The following is a 15,683-nucleotide window of genomic DNA, read 5'->3' as shown; positions in this document are numbered from 1 at the left end:
ATGAGCAAGGAGCGGGCGCGGCGCCGCGCCGTACGGGAAGCCGAGCGTGCGCGGGCCGCCCGGCTCAACGAGGCCCGCATGGCGCGCCGGGCCCGCAGGAGGCGCATGCTGGCGCGGCTGCGCCCGGCGACTGTGCGCGTGGCCCGCCAGCGCGGCCTGCTGGCCCGGCGGCGCCGCGTGCGCAACGCGCTGGTGGCGGCGGCGTTCGCGCTGGTGCAGGTGCTGGCCTGGCTGCTGTGGGCGTCCTGGGGCGTGAGCCTGGCGGTGCTGGTGCTGTCGCTGCTGTTCGTCCCCGTGATCGTGACCCTCGCATTCGACCGGAGGAGTTAGATGTCGTTCATCGTGCTGCCCGCCGTGGACGTGGCGGGCGGCCAGGCCGTGCGCCTGACGCAGGGCGAGGCCGGGACCGAGACCGGCTACGGCGATCCGCTCGCCGCCGCGCTGGCCTGGCAGGAGGCCGGCGCGGAGTGGATCCACCTGGTCGACCTGGACGCCGCGTTCGGGCGCGGCTCCAACCACGAGATCACGGGCCGGATCGTGCGGGAGGTGGGCGTCAAGGTCGAGCTCACCGGCGGCATCAGGGACGACGAGAGCCTGGCCAGGGCGCTGGGCACCGGGTGCGCGAGGGTGAACATCGGCACCGCCGCCATCGAGAACCCCGACTGGTGCCGCAAGGTCATCGCCGAGCACGGCGAGCGCATCGCGATCAGCATCGACGTGCGCGGCACCAAGGTCGCCACGCGCGGCTGGACCGAGGAGCGCGGCGACCTGTGGGAGCTGGTGGATCGCCTGGAGGCCGAGGGCTGCCCGCGGTACGTGGTCACCGACGTCACCCGGGACGGCATGCTCGCCGGGCCGAACCTGGAGCTCTACCGGGAGCTGTGCGCCCGCACCGGCAAGCCGGTGGTGGCCAGCGGGGGTGTGTCGTCGCTGGAGGATCTGGTGGCGCTGGCGTCACTGCATCCTGCCGGTCTCGAGGGTGCCATCGTCGGCAAGGCGCTCTACGCTCATGCTTTCACGCTTCAGGAAGCGCTGGGGGCGGTATGAGGCGCGCGGGGAACCGGGTCTTCTCCGGTGGTATCTGGGAGGAGCGGTACGGTTACGCCAGGGCCGTCATCGCCGGTTCCCGTGTAATCGTTTCGGGCTGCACCGCCACCGTGGAGGGCGAGGTGCGGCACGTCGGCGACGCCTACCAGCAGAGCCTGACGGCGATGACCATCGCGCTGGACGCGGTGGAGGCGGCCGGCCTGACCCGCGAGGACGTGGTGATGGTGCGGTACTACGTGGTGGACGACCGGCACTACGACGAGTTCGGCCGGGCCTTCTTCGAGGTCTTCGGCAAGGTCCGCCCGGCGTGCACGGGGCTGCGCGTGGCGGGGCTGGTGGACCCGCGGATGCTGGTGGAGATAGAGATCGAGGCGTACAGGGCATGACAGTCGCGGTGCGGGTGATCCCGTGTCTGGACGTGGACGCGGGCCGCGTGGTCAAGGGCGTGAACTTCGAGAACCTGCGCGACGCGGGCGACCCCGTCGAGCTGGCCAGGCGGTATGACGAGGAGGGCGCCGACGAGCTGACCTTCCTCGACATCACCGCCTCCGCCGGCGAGCGGGAGACGATGTACGACGTGGTGCGCCGCACGGCCGAGCAGGTGTTCATCCCGCTCACGGTGGGCGGCGGGGTGCGGTCGGTGGAGGACGTGGACCGGCTGCTGCGGGCGGGGGCGGACAAGGTGTCGCTGAACACCGCGGCGATCGCGCGTCCCGAGCTGCTGACGGAGGCCTCCCGCCGGTTCGGCGCGCAGTGCGTGGTGCTGTCGGTGGACGCGCGGCGGGCTCCGGGGACGCCGAGCGGGTTCGAGGTGACCACGCACGGCGGACGCCGGGGAACCGGCATCGACGCGGTGGAGTGGGCGGCCCGCGGCGAGGAACTGGGGGCGGGGGAGATCCTGCTCAACTCGATGGACGGCGACGGCACGCTCGACGGCTACGACCTGGAGCTGATCCGGGCGGTGCGGGCCGTGGTGCGGGTGCCGGTCATCGCCAGCGGCGGGGCGGGGCGGCTGGAACACTTCCCGCCCGCGATCGAGGCCGGCGCCGACGCGGTCTTGGCAGCGTCGGTCTTCCACTTCGGCACGCTGAAGATCGGCGAGGTGAAGTCGACGCTGCGCGCCGCCGGGTATCCGGTGCGTTAGAAGGCCCGCAGGTGGTTGAACAGCTCGTAGGCGACGTCGCGCTCCTTGAACGCCGCCGCCTCCGAGCGCTTGACGGCCAGGTAGGCGCTGCGGCGCAGCGGCCCGAGGGCCTCCATGAGCAGCTCGTCGGCCTCCAGCGCGTCGAGGGCCTCCGCCAGGCTGCCGGGCAGGCGCGGGTAGCGGCCGGGCACGGTGTCGGGGTCGGCCTCGGCGGGTTCGCCGGGGTCGAGCTTGCGGCGGATGCCGTCGAGCCCGGCGTGGATGACCGCGCCCAGCGCCAGGTAGGGGTTGGCCGAGGAGTCCGACGGCTTGAGCTCGAGGTTGGGCTCGCCGGTCTCGCCGAGGGGTGAGCAGATCCGCACGGCCGCCTCGCGGTTGTCGGGGCCGTGGCAGACGTACGCGCTGGACCACATGCGGGGCGCCAGGCGGCGGAAGCTGTTGACGCTGCCGCAGGTGAGGGCGACCAGGGCGGGCAGGTGGGCGAGCAGGCCGCCGATGAACCAGCCGCGTTCGGGGGAGTCGCCGGCGAAGACGTTGCGCGACTCCCGCCACAGCGACATGTGCAGGTGCGCGCCGTTGCCCGCCTGGTCGGCGATGGGCTTGGGGGCCAGCGAGGCCCACATGGCCATGCGCAGGGCCACGCCGCGGACGCTCTCGCGCAGCAGCACGTGGTTGTCGGCGGCCCGCAGCGCGGGCGCGTGCCGGATGGACAGCTCCTGCTGCCCGGCGCCGAGCTCGGGGTGGTAGTGCTCGACCCGCAGCCCCTGGCTCTCCAGGGCGCGGATGAGCTTCATGGTGTAGTCGTGGGCGGTGTCGAAGCCCGTGGCGGCGTAGCAGAGGCTGTCGTCGAGCGGCACCAGCCGGTCGGGCCCGCCCGCGGGGTCGGGCAGGCGCCGGCCGAGGGTGAACTCCGGCTCGAAGGCCGCCACGAGCGTGTAGCCCTCGGCGGCCAGCTCGGCGACCGCGTCCTTGAGGAAGGTGCGCGGGCAGGCCTCCCACGGCGAGTCGTCCTGCCGGCGCAGGTCCGACAGCATGGCGGCGGCCCCCGGCGCGTAGGGGAGCGGGACGTAGGTGGCGGGGTCGGGCACGATGCGCACCTCGCCGACCGGTCCCATCCTCTCGACCTCCTGGAGCTGGTCGAGCATGTTCATCGCCATCATGGCCACCGTGTGGCCGATCCCCGTGCCGAGCCGTTCGGCCAGCCGGGACCGGGAGACGGCCTTGCCGCGCACGACCCCGCCGTGGTCGACGTAGAGGAAGCGGATGAGCTCGATCCCCTCGATCTCGGCGCGCTCAAGGATGCGCTGGACGGCGGGGTCGGGCGGCTGGGTCTTGGCGACGCCCTGGCGATCTCTCATCTAGCCTGCGTAACACGAACCGCCAGCGCAGAAAAGTATCAGGACAGAACGTTGGTAAAGAAGACGGCGAGTCGGTCGGCTCCCTGCATGATCCCCTCGAAGACGCCACTCACGGCCGCGGCCGCCTCGGTGGGCCGGGTGAACAGGTAGAAGACCGCGAACGCCACGGCAACGTAGGTGAGGACCTTCTTGACCTGCATGGGGGGCCTCCTGCAGTCCGTTCCCAGCCGTCTTATACCCAGGGACCTTCTTGACGATGTCTTTGATCTTATCGGGGGAGGTGCATCCCTACGCCATGCTACGGCCAAGCGCCGGCTCCGGCGTGTCGCTCCGCCGGGATTCGGTCTGGTACGGCAGGCGGATCAGCAGATACAGGGGCAGGGCGAGCGGCGAGAGCACGATGGTGAAGACCAGCACGGGCGCCATGACGAGCGGATGGATGCCGCGCTCGCGGCTGTCGAGGTAGATCCACCGGCCCACGAACAGGTCCCAGGCGATGATCTGCGCCCACAGCGCGGTGAGCGCTTCGGGGCTGGTCACGAGCTGCTGCAGCCCGGCGAGCGTGGGCCGGGTGACGACGGGCCAGAACTCGGCCAGCATCGGCACCAGCAGGACCAGCTCGACGGCCACCGCGGGCAGCACGATGAGCGGGGAGGCGGCCACGCGGCGGGTGACCCGCCAGGTGGGGGCGAGGATCATCAGCGCCCAGAACGGCGCGGCCAGGAAGAAGCTGAGGTTGAACAGCGTCGAGGTCATCACACGGCCTCCATGGTCTGCGGCTCGGACGGCGAGCCGGTCTCGGGCTTGGGCTGGGACCTGGCGACGACGGCGAGGGCCGCGCCGAGAGTGAGGACGGTCAGCAGGCCGAGGGCGGCCAGCGTGAGCCCGTCGGGACGGATGAGCGGCTGGCCGCGCATGGCCTGCCAGGTGACCAGGGCGAGCAGTCCCGCGTAGGCGAAGCCGGCGATCCGGATCAGGCGCAGCCGTACCTCCTGCGGGGCCAGGGCGGGCAGGCGGCGCGCGGCGGCGGCCAGGCCGATGGCCAGCAGGGGGAACAGCTGCAGTGCGTGCATGCCGACGAAGTGGGGGATGCGCAGGTCGCCGCCGGTGGTGCTCCAGCCGAGCAGGGGCAGGCCGGGGCCGCCGTCCGGCACGCCGACGCTGTGGGCGCCGGCGAAGTCCCCGAAGACCGGGCGTCCCGGCCAGGGGATGAACATCAGGGCGCCGAGCAGCAGGCCCGCGGTGCCGATGACCAGCCCCAGCCGGATGGCCGAGGCGGTCACGCGGTCGGCCTGGCGGGCTAGGAGCACGGTGACCGCGCCGACGATGTTCCCGATCATGAGCACGACGATCGTGACGCCCATGATCGTGAACAGCGTGTCGTCGAACGGCGTGTCGTCGTTGAAGTGGCTGCGGGTGTGCCGGGTGGCCTGCAGGGCGATGATGCCGAACTCGATCACGCCGGCGACGACCAGGGCGGTGCCCGCCCACCAGCTCGTGCGCCTGGCCTTGTGGGGCAGCGACAGCAGCCAGGCCCACACGAAGCCGTACAGCGCGAAGGAGACGGCGAACTTCAGCGGCTTGGCCCACAGGGGCATGCCGTCGAGCGTGCGCGGGTCGACCGCGTACAGCACGCCCGTGATCAGCGTGGCGGCGACCATCGCGGCCGTGAAGAGCATGAGGGGCCGGTGCCGGCGGAGCATCGGTCCTCCCTTCATGGGGAGTGGATAGTGCTACTTACCACTATCCATAGCTATGATGTCCGCTGCAAGAGGGGATGGGAAAACCGTGCGGATGGCGGAGCTCAGCGAGGCGGCGGGCGTGCCCGTGCCGACGATCAAGTACTACATGCGGGAGGGTCTCGTGCCGCCCGGCCGGCCCACCGGCCGCAACCAGGCCGACTACGACCAGGGCCACGTGCGCAAGATCAAGCTCGTGCGGGCCCTGGCCGACTACGGCGGGCTGTCGATCGCGGCCATCCGCGGCCTGATGCACGAGCTGGACAACCCGGCGACCGAGCTGCACCGCCTGCTCGGCGCCGCCCAGCGGACCGTGACCGAGCACACCGAGCCGCGCCCGGGGCCGCACGTGGAGGAGGCCCAGCGCCGCATCGCCGACCTGGCCGCCAGGCGGGGCTGGCACTGGGAGCCGGACCATCCCAGTTTCCGCACCGCGGTCGGGGTGCTGTCACTGCTGGCCGAGATCGGCCGGCAGGACATGATCGACGTGCTCGACGGCTACGCCGAGGCCGCCGAGCGCATCGCCCAGGCCGACCTGGCCGCGCTGGGCGACCTGTCGGACCGCGAGCGCGTGGTCGAGGTCGTGGTCATCGGCACCGCGCTGGGCGACACGCTCATCGCGGCGCTGCGGCGCATGGTCCAGGCGCACCTGTCGCACGAACTGCTGGGCGGCCACGTGGAGCCGCCGGCCCGCTAGACCCCCAGGGAGGCGTTGGCCAGGCGCTCCACCGCGTCGGGAGCGCCGGTGAGCTCCACCTCGGCGTGCCTTTGCCGGCCGAAGCAGAACAGCACCAGCTCGCCCGGCCTGCCGGCCACCTCCACCGCCGGCCCATCGGAGGGTCCCGCCTTCAGCGTCGCGCCGCCCGGGCCGCGCAGCACCACGGGCACCGGCGAGCGGCGCAGCGTCAGCCGGGCCGCGGCGCGCAGCCGCCACGCCAGGGCGCGCTCCAGGCTCTCGGGCAGCGCGCGCGGCTCCCACGGCTCCTGGGCGCGGCGCACGTCCTCGTGGTGGACGAAGTACTCGAGGGTATTGACCTGCTCGTCCAGGAACGGCAGCAGGCCGTACGGCCCGCCGGGGCGGCGCGCCATCGCCACCAGCTCGGCGTAGGAGTGCTTCTCCTTCAGCCCGCGCTGGACCGAGGCGGTGTAGCCGGCCAGGGGCCGCAGGGCGATGCCGCCGGCCGCGTCGAGCCTGCGCTCCCGCAGCACCAGGTGGGCGGCCAGGTCGTAGGTGGTCCACCCGGCGCACAGCGTGGGCGCGTCGGGGCCCAGGCGGTCGAGCAGATCACACAGGGCGGAGCGTTCGGCGCGTGCGTGGGACACGGCCCCACCCTATCCCGGGGAATATCCAGTCGATCAGCCGTGATAGTCACATAAGGAGAAAACGTTCCCGTCCGGAAGGATCCCCCCGAGTGGCGACCAAAGTCACCTCTGCCGTCATGCGCGAAGGGCTTTCCGTCCTCGGAGTGGCGATCCGCGCCGAATGGGCTGTCTTCACCGCCGCCGTGCTCTCCAGCGCCGTCTACGGCGGCATGACCGTCGCCTCGGCCTGGGCGCTGGGCTGGGCGGCGGAGAACGCGGTGCTGCCCGCCTTCGCCCAGGGCCGCGCCGCCGCCGGCGCGCTGTGGACGGGCGTGCTGCTCATCCTCGGCACCGCGCTGCTCAAGGCGATCGGCATCGCCGGGCGGCGCATCTGGGCGGGCACCATGCAGTACAACATGCAGGCCCGCTCCCGCCGCGAGGTCACCAGGCAGTACCTGCGGCTGCCGCTGGCCTGGCACCACCGTCACCCGACCGGGCAGCTGCTGTCCAACGCCAGCTCCGACGCCGAGGCCGCCTGGGCGCCGCTCGCGCCGCTGCCGATGGCCGTCGGCGTGATCGTCATGCTGCTGGTCGCCGCCGTGGCGATGGTCGTCACCGACCCGGTGCTCGCGCTCGTCGGCTTCCTGATCTTCCCGGCGATCGCCGTCCTCAACCTCGTCTACCAGCGGCGGCTCAGCCCCCTGGCCACCCGCGCCCAGCAGCTGCGCGCCGAGGTCAGCGAGATCGCCCACGAGAGCTTCGACGGCGCGCTGGTGGTCAAGACCCTGGGCCGCGAGGAGGAGGAGACCGAGCGCTTCCGCCGGCGCGCCCACGAGCTGCGCGACGCCAACATCGCCGTGGGCCGGGTGCGCGGCCTGTTCGACCCGCTGCTGGAGGCCCTGCCCACGCTGGGCGTGCTGGTCGTGCTGGCGGTCGGCGCGCACCGCCTGGCCGGCGGCTCGATCTCCTCCGGCGAGCTGGTGCAGGTGGCCTACCTGTTCACCCTGCTGGCCTTCCCGATCCGGGCGCTGGGGTGGGTGCTGGCCGAGCTGCCGCGCAGCGTCGTGGGCTGGCGCCGGGTCCGCCAGGTGCTGGAGGCCACCGGCTCCATGGAGTACGGCCAGGCCCGCCTCCAGGGCGACGGCGCCGCCGCCCTGGAGGTCAAGGAGCTGTCCTACGCCTACGGGGAGGACCCAGAACGCCTGGTGCTGCGCGAGGTCGGCTTCGAGGTCCCGGCCGGCCGTACGGTCGCCCTCGTCGGCCCCACCGGCTCGGGCAAGTCCACGCTGGTGCAGACCCTCGTCCGGCTGGTCGACCCGCTCGCGGGCCAGGTGCGGCTGGACGGCGTCGACCTGCGTGAAATCGCTTACGGCGGCATCGCCGAGTCGGTCGCGCTGGTGCCGCAGCAGACGTTCCTGTTCGACGACACCGTGCGCGGCAACGTCACCCTCGGCCTGCCCGTCGACGACCAGGAGGTGTGGGCCGCGCTGCGGCTGGCCCAGGCCGACGGCTTCGTCAGCCGCCTGCCCCAGGGGCTGGACACCCGGGTGGGGGAGCGCGGCGCGACCCTGTCCGGCGGCCAGCGCCAGCGGCTGGCGCTGGCCAGGGCCGTGGTCCGCCGCCCGCGCCTGCTCATCCTCGACGACGCCACCTCCTCGGTGGACCCGCAGGTGGAGGCGCGCATCCTGCAGGGGCTGCGCGGCGAGAGCGCCACGGTGGTGCTCGTCGCCTACCGCATGGCCACGATCGCCCTGGCCGACGAGGTGATCTACCTCGAACACGGCCGCGTCGTGGACCGCGGAACCCACGAGCAGCTGCTCGCCCGGTGCCAGGGCTACCGCAACCTGGTCACCGCCTACGAGCGTGAGGAAGCCGAACGAGCCGCCGTCGAGGCGGGAGAAGGGGTCAGCGCGTGAGCCAGGTCGTCGAAGGCACCAGGATCTCCAGGAACGCCGAGGGCTCGGCGCTGGGGACCGTCCGCCGCGGGCTGGCGCTCACGCCCGAGTTCCGCAAGGGCCTGCTCGGCACGCTGGCGCTCGCCGTGGCCGCCACCGCCGGCAAGATCATCGTCCCCATCGCCGTGCAGCAGACCATCGACACGGGCCTGCAGTCGGCCACGCCCGACCTCGCCTACATCTCCAGGGCCGTGGGCCTGTGCGCCGTCGCGGTGCTGGTGACCATGCTGGCCGGCTACGCCATGAACGTGCGCCTGTACCGGGCCACCGAGTCCTCCCTGGCCACGCTGCGGGTGCGCGGCTTCCGCCACGTCCACGACCTGTCGGTGCTGACCCAGAACACCGAGCGCCGCGGCGCCCTGGTCTCCCGCGTCACCGGCGACGTCGACCAGATCAGCACCTTCATGCAGTGGGGCGGGCTGATGATCATCGTGGCGTGCGGCCAGGTGCTCGTCGCCACCGTGCTGATGCTCGTCTACTCCTGGCAGCTCACGCTGCTGGTGTGGGGTTGCTTCCTGCCGCTGGTGATCGCGCTGCCGCGCTTCCAGCGGTGGCTGTCGTCGGCCTACACCACCGTCCGCGAGCGCACCGGCGACATGCTGGCCGCCGTCAGCGAGTCCGTCGTGGGCGCGGCCGTCATCCGCGCCTACGGCTCCGAGCGCCGCACCGGCGAGCGCATCGACGCCGCCATCGAGGCCAACCGCAGGGCCCAGATACGCGCCCAGAAGATCGTCGCGACCGTCTTCCCGCTGACCGAGGTCGTGGCCGCGGTCGCGATCTCCGGGATCGTGCTGCTGGGCGTCCACCTCGGCCTGGGTGGCCACATCACCGCCGGGCGGCTGGTGGCCTTCCTGTTCCTCATCACGCTGTTCGTCTCGCCGCTGCAGATCGCCACCGAGGTGCTCAACGAGGCCCAGAACGCCGTCGCGGGCTGGCGGCGCGTGCTGGGCGTGCTGGACACCCCGCCGGACGTGGCCGACCCGGGCCAGGACGGCGTGGAACTGCCGCGCGGGCCCATCTCGGTGGCCTTCGAGGACGTCACCTTCGCCTACCCCGGCGGCGAGCCGGTGCTGAAGGAGGTGACGGTGACCGTCCCGCCGCGCACGCGCGTCGCCGTCGTCGGCGAGACCGGCTCGGGCAAGACCACCTTCGCCAAGCTGCTGACCCGGCTCATGGACCCCGTGTCGGGCCGCGTCACCGTCGACGGGGTCGACCTGCGCCGGGTGTGCTTCTCCTCGCTGCGCGAGCGGATCGTCATGGTGCCGCAGGACGGGTTCCTGTTCGACGGCACCCTCGCCGACAACATCCGGTACGGCAAGCCCGGCGCCACCGACGAGGAGATCACGCTCGCGCTGACCGAGCTGGGGCTGGCCGACTGGCTGGAGGGGCTGCCCGACGGGCTGGAGACCAAGGTGGGCCAGCGCGGCGAGTCGCTGTCGGCAGGGGAGCGCCAGCTCGTCGCCCTCGCCCGGGCCTACCTCGCCGACCCGGACCTGCTCCTGCTGGACGAGGCCACCTCCGCCGTCGACCCCGCCACCGAGGTACGGCTGGCGCGCGCCCTGGAGGGCGTCACGCGCGGCCGTACGGCGATCACCATCGCGCACCGCCTGTCCACGGCGGAGAACGCCGACGAGGTGCTGGTCTTCGACGCCGGCCGCCTGGTGCAGCGCGGCCCCCACGCCGAGCTGGTGCGCCAGGACGGCGTCTACGCCGACCTTCACGCCTCCTGGGTCAGCGCCGCCCGCACCTGAGCCTCCAGCGAGTCCGGAGCGGTTCGGGGAGCGGGCGGGGGAGCTGGTTGAATGGCCGCATGGCCCTGGATCCCGCGATCGCAGCACGGCTGAAGCGCACCCCCGACGGGCTCGTGCCCGCCATCGTGCAGCAGTACGACACCGGCGAGGTGCTCATGCTGGCGTGGATGGACGACGAGGCGCTGCATCGCACGCTGACGACGGGCCTGGGCACCTACTGGTCGCGCAGCCGCCGCGAGTACTGGGTCAAGGGCGCCACCTCGGGCAACGTCCAGCACGTCAAGTCCGTGTCGCTGGACTGCGACGGCGACACCGTCCTGGTCAAGGTCGACCAGACCGGCGGGGCCTGCCACACGGGCGACCGCACCTGCTTCGACGCCGGGCTGATCGGGCCGTGACCGGGCGGCGCGAGCTGTGGCTGTGGCTGGCCGGCACCGCCCTCGGCTGCGGCCTGGCGCTGCTGGCGGCCGGCCGCGAGTGGGCCGTGGCCACCGGCGGCACCCCGGCGGCCGCGACGGGCGCCGAGCTGAGCCCCGCGCTGACGCCCGTGGCGCTGGCCGGGCTGGCGGGCGTCGTGGCGGTCCTGGCCACCCGCGGGCTGGGCCGCCGCCTGGTGGCCGCGGTCGTCGCCCTGTGCGGCCTGGCCGCCGTCCTGGCCGCGTGGAGCGCCACCTCCGCCGGCCGCGTCCGCGCCGAGCTGTCCGAGCAGCTGGTCGCCGCCCCCGCGTGGCAGACCACCGTCTGGCCCGCCGTCGCGGTCGTCGGCGGCGTCCTCACGCTGGCCGGCGGGCTGCTCGCCGTCGTCCGCGGCGGCCGCTGGGCGGGCATGTCCGACCGGTACGGCAGGCGGGCCCCTCGCGAGCGCGACACCTCCCTGTGGGAGGCGCTCGACCGGGGCGAGGACCCCACCGACCGCCCCTGACCCGGGCGGTTATGGAGTCGTTCCTCCGTGTCGAGGATGGTTTGTCGCTAAGCTTCGGCGGGACCGCCGGATCAGAGGAGTGGACAAGCATGACATACGGGCCGCAGGACGGCAGCGGGGGCTACAACGCCGGACAGCCCGGCGGGTACGGCCAGCCGTACCCGGGAGACCAGCCGGGATACGGCCAGGGCGGTTACGGGCAGCAGGGCAGCTACGGGCAGGGCGGTTACGGCCAGCCGGGCCAGCCGGGCTACGGCAGCGGGCCCCAGGGGTACGGCAGCGGCCCGCAGGGCTATGGCAGCGGCCCGCAGCAGGGGTACGGCCAGCCGTACGGCAGCGGCCCGCAGAGCTACGGGGACCAGCCCTACGGCGGCTACTCGCCTCCTCCCGGCGGCTACGGCCAGCCGGGCGGCTACGGCGCCCCGCAGGGCACCAAGACCAACGGCATGGCCATCGCCTCGCTCGTCCTCGGCATCGCGGGCCTGGCGCTCTGCGGCGTGTCCTCGATCGTGGGCGTCATCCTCGGGCACATCGCGCTCAGCCAGATCAAGCGCACCGGCGAGGAGGGCAGGGGCATGGCCATCGCCGGCCTGGTGACGTCTTACATCATGGTGGGCTTGGCGCTGGTCTTCCTCCTGTTGTACGTCGTGTGGGGCGTGGCGATCCTGGGCTTCGGCGCCGCGTCGAGCTACTAGGCCGGGCCGCGAGGGATAGCCTGGCCCCATGGCAGCACAGGAGACGGCGGCGCGGACCCTGCGGTCCGTGCTGGCGCCCCTCGGCGTGGCCGCCGCCACGGCGGCCGGCGTCGCCTTCGTCGGCGTGGTCGACCCCAACGAGCCCGGCCACTACCCGACCTGTCCCTTCCTGTGGCTGACCGGCCTGTACTGCCCGGGCTGCGGCACGCTCCGCGCCGTCCACGGCCTGGCCCACCTCGACGTCGGCGCCGCGCTGGACATGAACCCGCTGTTCGTGGCCATGGTCCCGGTCATGGTGTTCTGGTGGGCCCGCTGGCTCGTGGCCCGCTGGCGCGGCCGGCCGCCCCGCCCCGTGCCCGCTCCCCGGCTGCTGTGGGGGTTCATCGCGGTGATCGCGGTCTACTGGGTGGCCAGGAACCTGCCCTTCGGCGCCTTCCTGGCACCCTAGGCGGCCCCCGGCGGCTCGCCGGCCGCCGGCGGACGGATACCATCGCACTCGAGGCGGGGCCATCCGCCCAGTCCCCACGAAGTCGACCGGAGGGATCCCAAGCGCGTGAGTGAGCGGACCGAAGGGCTAGGCGTCCTCGACGACATCCTCGCCGGCGTGCGGGAGGATCTCGCCGAACGCCAGAAGGCGACCTCGCTCGACGAGCTCAAGGAGCGTGCCGAGCGGGCTCCCTCGCCCAAAGACGTCTACGCCGCCCTCGGCGGCGACAGGGTGTCGGTCATCGCCGAGGTCAAGCGTTCCAGCCCGTCCAAGGGCGCGCTGGCGGCGATCGCCGACCCCGCGGCGCTGGCCGCGGACTACGAGGCCGGCGGGGCGCACGTCATCAGCGTGCTGACCGAGCGCCGCCGCTTCGGCGGCAGCCTGGAGGACCTGGCCGCGGTGCGCGCCCGGGTCGACGTCCCCGTGCTGCGCAAGGACTTCATCCTGACCTCCTACCAGCTGTGGGAGGCCAGGGCCTATGGCGCCGACATGGCGCTGCTCATGGTGGTCTGCCTGGAGCAGGAGGCGCTGGTCTCGCTCATCGAGCGGGCCGAGTCGATCGGGCTGACCCCGCTGGTGGAGGTGCACACCGAGGAGGAGCTCGAACGCGCGGTGGCGGCGGGCGCCAGGATCATCGGTGTGAACGCGCGCAACCTCAAGACGCTCGAGGTGGACCGCGACGTCTTCGCCAAGATCGCGCCGAAGATCCCCGACGGCGTGCTGCGCGTCGCCGAGTCGGGGGTGCGCGGACCGCACGACCTGCTGGCCTACGCGCGCGCCGGCGCCGACGCCGTCCTGGTGGGTGAGAGCCTGGTGACCGGCAAGGACCCGCGCAAGGCCGTGGAGGCGCTCGTGACCGCGGGCGCCCACCCGGCGACCCGTCCCGATCACGGATCAGAAGGTTGACAGTGGCAAACATCCTCACGCCCGCGGACCTCGCGGGCCACGGCCCGCGAGGCGACGACCCCGACCCGCGGGGCAAGTTCGGGCTCTTCGGCGGGCGCTTCGTGCCCGAGGCGCTGATCCCCGCCCTGGACGAGGTCGCCGCCGAGTACGAGAAGGCCAAGAGCGACCCGGCCTTCGTGCGCGAGTTCGACCACTTGCTGCGCACCTACGCGGGCCGGCCCACCACCCTGACCGAGGTGCCGCGCTTCAGCGAGCAGGCCGGGGGCGCGCGGATCGTCCTCAAGCGCGAGGACCTCACCCACACCGGCGCCCACAAGATCAACAACGTGCTGGGGCAGGCGCTGCTGACCAAGCGCCTGGGCAAGAAGCGCGTCATCGCCGAGACCGGCGCCGGCCAGCACGGCGTGGCCACCGCCACCGCGGCCGCCCTGATGGGCCTGGAGTGCGTCATCTACATGGGCGCCGTCGACTGCGAGCGGCAGGCCCTGAACGTCGCCCGCATGAAGCTGCTCGGCGCGAGGGTGGTGCCCGTCCACAACGGCAGCAAGACCCTCAAGGACGCCATCAACGAGGCCTTCCGCGACTGGGTCACCAACGTCGACACCACCCACTACCTGTTCGGCACCGTCGCGGGGCCGCACCCGTTCCCGGAGATCGTCCGCGACTTCGCCCGCATCATCGGCGTCGAGGCCCGCCGGCAGATGCTGGAGCTGACCGGGCGCCTGCCCGACGCGGTGTGCGCGGCCGTGGGCGGCGGCAGCAACGCCATCGGCATCTTCCACGCTTTCATCGGCGACGAGGGCGTCCAGCTCCACGGCTACGAGGCCGCCGGGCACGGCCTGGACAGCGGCGAGCACGCCCTCACGCTGACCGCCGGCTCGGTCGGCGTGCTCCACGGCGCGCGCACCTACGTGCTGCAGGACGAGGAGGGCCAGACGATCGAGTCGCACTCGATCTCCGCGGGCCTCGACTACCCCGGCGTCGGCCCCGAACACGCCTGGCTGAAGGACAGCGGGCGCGCCACCTACCACGGCGTCACCGACGACGAGGCCATGGCGGCCTTCTCGCTGCTGGCCAGGACCGAGGGCATCATTCCGGCCCTGGAGTCCTCCCACGCCCTGGCCGGGGCGCTGCGGCTGGGCCGCGAGCTCGGGCCCGAGGCGACCATCCTGGTCAACCTCTCCGGCCGCGGCGACAAGGACATGGGCACCGCGATGAAATACTTCGGACTGTGATCATGACGACTCTCCAGACGGTCTTCGACCGGGCCAAGGCCGACAACCGCGCCGCGCTGGTGGGCTACCTGCCCGCCGGATTCCCGACCAAGGACGGCGCCGTCGCGGCGGCCACCGCCATGGTGGAGGCGGGCTGTGACGTCATCGAGATCGGCCTGCCGTACTCCGACCCCCTCATGGACGGGCCCACCATCCAGGACGCCGTCCACCGGGCGCTGACCAACGGCACGCGCATCGCCGACGTGCTGCGCACCGTCGAGGGGGTCGCGCGCACCGGCGCCGCCACCCTGGTGATGACCTACTGGAACCCGATCGACCGCTACGGCGCCGAGCGCTTCGCGCGCGAGCTGGCCTCGGCGGGCGGCGCGGGCACGATCACGCCGGACCTGACGCCGGAGGAGGCCGACACCTGGCGCGAGGCCTCGGCGGCGGCGGGCATCGACACGGTGTTCCTCGTGGCGCCCAGCTCCACGCAGGAGCGCATCAAGGCCGTGGTGAACTGCTGCACCGGGTTCGTCTACGCCGCCTCGCTCATGGGCATCACAGGCGCGCGGGAGACCGTCAACGCGGCGGCCGAGGGGCTGGTCCGCCGCACCCGCGAGGCCACGTCGCTGCCGGTGTGCGTGGGCCTGGGCATCAGCAACGGCCGGCAGGCGGCCGAGGTGGCGGCCTACGCCGACGGCGTCATCGTCGGCTCGGCGTTCATCCGCCTGCTGCTGGACGCGCCCGACGAGGCCTCCGGGCTGACCGCCGTCCGCTCCCTGGCCGCCGAGCTGGCCGAGGGCGTACGGCGGCGCTGACGCCGCTCGCGCTTGAGGGCGGGGGAGGGGCGCCGCTCCAGGCGCCGGGTCCCCGCCGACCCGCTCCTTCCCACCTCTCGGGCTGAGGACCGGGGATGTGGGTGGGTGGGTGCTCGCCGACCCGAGCTTTCGCGCCTCTCCGGCTGAGGACCCGCAGTGTGGGTGGGTGGGTGCTCGCCGACCCGAGCTTTCTCGCTTCTCGCACCGGCGACCCGGGGGTAGTAGCGCCGGGTGGCCGCCGGTGCGCGCTGTCGCGCTTTTCGGGGTGTACGGCCTGGGCAGGAGACGGGGCGGCATAGCGGATTTGCCGGACGGGGTTGCTTCGTGTCGGAGGGCGGGTCA

Annotated in this window: 19 protein-coding genes; 14 read left to right on the top strand and 5 right to left on the bottom strand. The window is 73.1% G+C overall.

All coding sequences use genetic code 11. The features are described 5' to 3' along the window. The 4 genes from BSB02_RS03265 to hisF are packed head-to-tail and all read left to right on the top strand — an operon-like array spanning position 1 to position 2,191. Positions 1-330, top strand: coding sequence for a hypothetical protein (locus BSB02_RS03265; RefSeq protein WP_084956585.1), 330 nt, complete (start codon positions 1-3; stop codon positions 328-330). Next, complete coding sequence (gene priA, locus BSB02_RS03260; protein ID WP_084956583.1) at positions 331-1,047, top strand: bifunctional 1-(5-phosphoribosyl)-5-((5-phosphoribosylamino)methylideneamino)imidazole-4-carboxamide isomerase/phosphoribosylanthranilate isomerase PriA; 717 nt, start codon at positions 331-333, stop codon at positions 1,045-1,047. Continuing rightward, positions 1,044-1,433 carry a Rid family hydrolase gene (locus BSB02_RS03255; RefSeq protein ID WP_084956581.1) on the top strand — a complete coding sequence of 130 codons (390 nt, stop codon included), beginning with the start codon at positions 1,044-1,046 and terminating at the stop codon, positions 1,431-1,433. The genes priA and BSB02_RS03255 overlap by 4 nt, the downstream gene beginning before the upstream one ends. Next, on the top strand, positions 1,430-2,191 hold the full coding sequence (hisF, locus tag BSB02_RS03250) for an imidazole glycerol phosphate synthase subunit HisF (protein ID WP_084956579.1): 762 nt from the start codon (positions 1,430-1,432) through the stop codon (positions 2,189-2,191). Before BSB02_RS03255 ends, hisF begins: the two co-directional genes overlap by 4 nt. On the opposite strand, the gene BSB02_RS03245 is transcribed toward hisF, so the two are convergent. The 4 genes from BSB02_RS03245 to BSB02_RS40440 form a co-directional block, all read right to left on the bottom strand. Then, a complete protein-coding gene (locus BSB02_RS03245; protein WP_084956577.1) occupies positions 2,188-3,549 on the bottom strand; it encodes a glutamine synthetase family protein in 1,362 nt (453 codons plus the stop codon). The genes hisF and BSB02_RS03245 overlap by 4 nt on opposite strands. A 38-nt stretch (positions 3,550-3,587) precedes the next feature. Then, positions 3,588-3,749 (bottom strand): hypothetical protein, encoded by a 162-nt coding sequence (locus BSB02_RS41010; protein ID WP_169729342.1) that lies wholly within the window; start codon positions 3,747-3,749, stop codon positions 3,588-3,590. An 88-nt stretch (positions 3,750-3,837) separates the two neighbouring features. Next, positions 3,838-4,305 (bottom strand): ABA4-like family protein, encoded by a 468-nt coding sequence (locus BSB02_RS03240; protein ID WP_084956575.1) that lies wholly within the window; start codon positions 4,303-4,305, stop codon positions 3,838-3,840. After that, positions 4,305-5,252, bottom strand: a complete 948-nt coding sequence (locus BSB02_RS40440; RefSeq protein WP_158088541.1) for a hypothetical protein — start codon at positions 5,250-5,252, stop codon at positions 4,305-4,307. Before BSB02_RS40440 ends, BSB02_RS03240 begins: the two co-directional genes overlap by 1 nt. Before the next feature lie 91 nt (positions 5,253-5,343). On the opposite strand from BSB02_RS40440, the gene BSB02_RS03230 reads away from it, so the two are divergent. Continuing rightward, the gene (locus tag BSB02_RS03230; protein WP_206184486.1) at positions 5,344-5,985 is read left to right on the top strand and encodes a MerR family transcriptional regulator; all 642 of its coding nucleotides are present in this window, start codon (positions 5,344-5,346) and stop codon (positions 5,983-5,985) included. Here BSB02_RS03230 and BSB02_RS03225 read toward each other — a convergent pair. Beyond that, on the bottom strand, positions 5,982-6,611 hold the full coding sequence (locus BSB02_RS03225; RefSeq protein ID WP_084956569.1) for a TIGR03085 family metal-binding protein: 630 nt from the start codon (positions 6,609-6,611) through the stop codon (positions 5,982-5,984). The genes BSB02_RS03230 and BSB02_RS03225 overlap by 4 nt on opposite strands. 116 nt (positions 6,612-6,727) lie before the next feature. Between BSB02_RS03225 and BSB02_RS03220 the strand changes: the two genes are divergently transcribed. The 9 genes from BSB02_RS03220 to trpA all read left to right on the top strand — a co-directional run bounded on the left by BSB02_RS03220 (position 6,728) and on the right by trpA (position 15,341). Next, a complete protein-coding gene (locus tag BSB02_RS03220; RefSeq protein ID WP_084956965.1) occupies positions 6,728-8,506 on the top strand; it encodes an ABC transporter ATP-binding protein in 1,779 nt (592 codons plus the stop codon). After that, a complete protein-coding gene (locus BSB02_RS03215) occupies positions 8,503-10,296 on the top strand; it encodes an ABC transporter ATP-binding protein (protein ID WP_084956566.1) in 1,794 nt (597 codons plus the stop codon). Before BSB02_RS03220 ends, BSB02_RS03215 begins: the two co-directional genes overlap by 4 nt. 59 nt (positions 10,297-10,355) lie before the next feature. Beyond that, the gene (gene hisI, locus BSB02_RS03210) at positions 10,356-10,694 is read left to right on the top strand and encodes a phosphoribosyl-AMP cyclohydrolase (protein WP_084956565.1); all 339 of its coding nucleotides are present in this window, start codon (positions 10,356-10,358) and stop codon (positions 10,692-10,694) included. Then, on the top strand, positions 10,691-11,218 hold the full coding sequence (locus BSB02_RS03205; RefSeq protein ID WP_158088540.1) for a Trp biosynthesis-associated membrane protein: 528 nt from the start codon (positions 10,691-10,693) through the stop codon (positions 11,216-11,218). The genes hisI and BSB02_RS03205 overlap by 4 nt, the downstream gene beginning before the upstream one ends. An 89-nt stretch (positions 11,219-11,307) precedes the next feature. Then, positions 11,308-11,913 (top strand): DUF4190 domain-containing protein, encoded by a 606-nt coding sequence (locus BSB02_RS03200; RefSeq protein WP_084956561.1) that lies wholly within the window; start codon positions 11,308-11,310, stop codon positions 11,911-11,913. 28 nt (positions 11,914-11,941) lie between these two features. Further along, positions 11,942-12,361 (top strand): DUF2752 domain-containing protein, encoded by a 420-nt coding sequence (locus tag BSB02_RS03195; protein ID WP_084956558.1) that lies wholly within the window; start codon positions 11,942-11,944, stop codon positions 12,359-12,361. 105 nt (positions 12,362-12,466) lie between these two features. Next, positions 12,467-13,306, top strand: a complete 840-nt coding sequence (gene trpC / locus BSB02_RS03190; RefSeq protein WP_084956556.1) for an indole-3-glycerol phosphate synthase TrpC — start codon at positions 12,467-12,469, stop codon at positions 13,304-13,306. A gap of 11 nt (positions 13,307-13,317) precedes the next feature. Further along, complete coding sequence (gene trpB, locus BSB02_RS03185) at positions 13,318-14,541, top strand: tryptophan synthase subunit beta (RefSeq protein WP_084956963.1); 1,224 nt, start codon at positions 13,318-13,320, stop codon at positions 14,539-14,541. Positions 14,542-14,543: 2 nt separating this feature from the next. Further along, positions 14,544-15,341, top strand: a complete 798-nt coding sequence (gene trpA, locus BSB02_RS03180) for a tryptophan synthase subunit alpha (RefSeq protein ID WP_084956962.1) — start codon at positions 14,544-14,546, stop codon at positions 15,339-15,341. The last annotated feature ends 342 nt before the right edge of the window (positions 15,342-15,683 follow it).

It is taken from the genome of Thermoactinospora rubra (assembly GCF_002093975.1).
Classification (GTDB): Bacteria; Actinomycetota; Actinomycetes; order Streptosporangiales; family Streptosporangiaceae; genus Nonomuraea; species Nonomuraea rubra_A.
The sequence above is the reverse complement of the archived record's forward strand: the minus strand, read 5'-3'. Positions and strand labels throughout refer to the sequence as shown.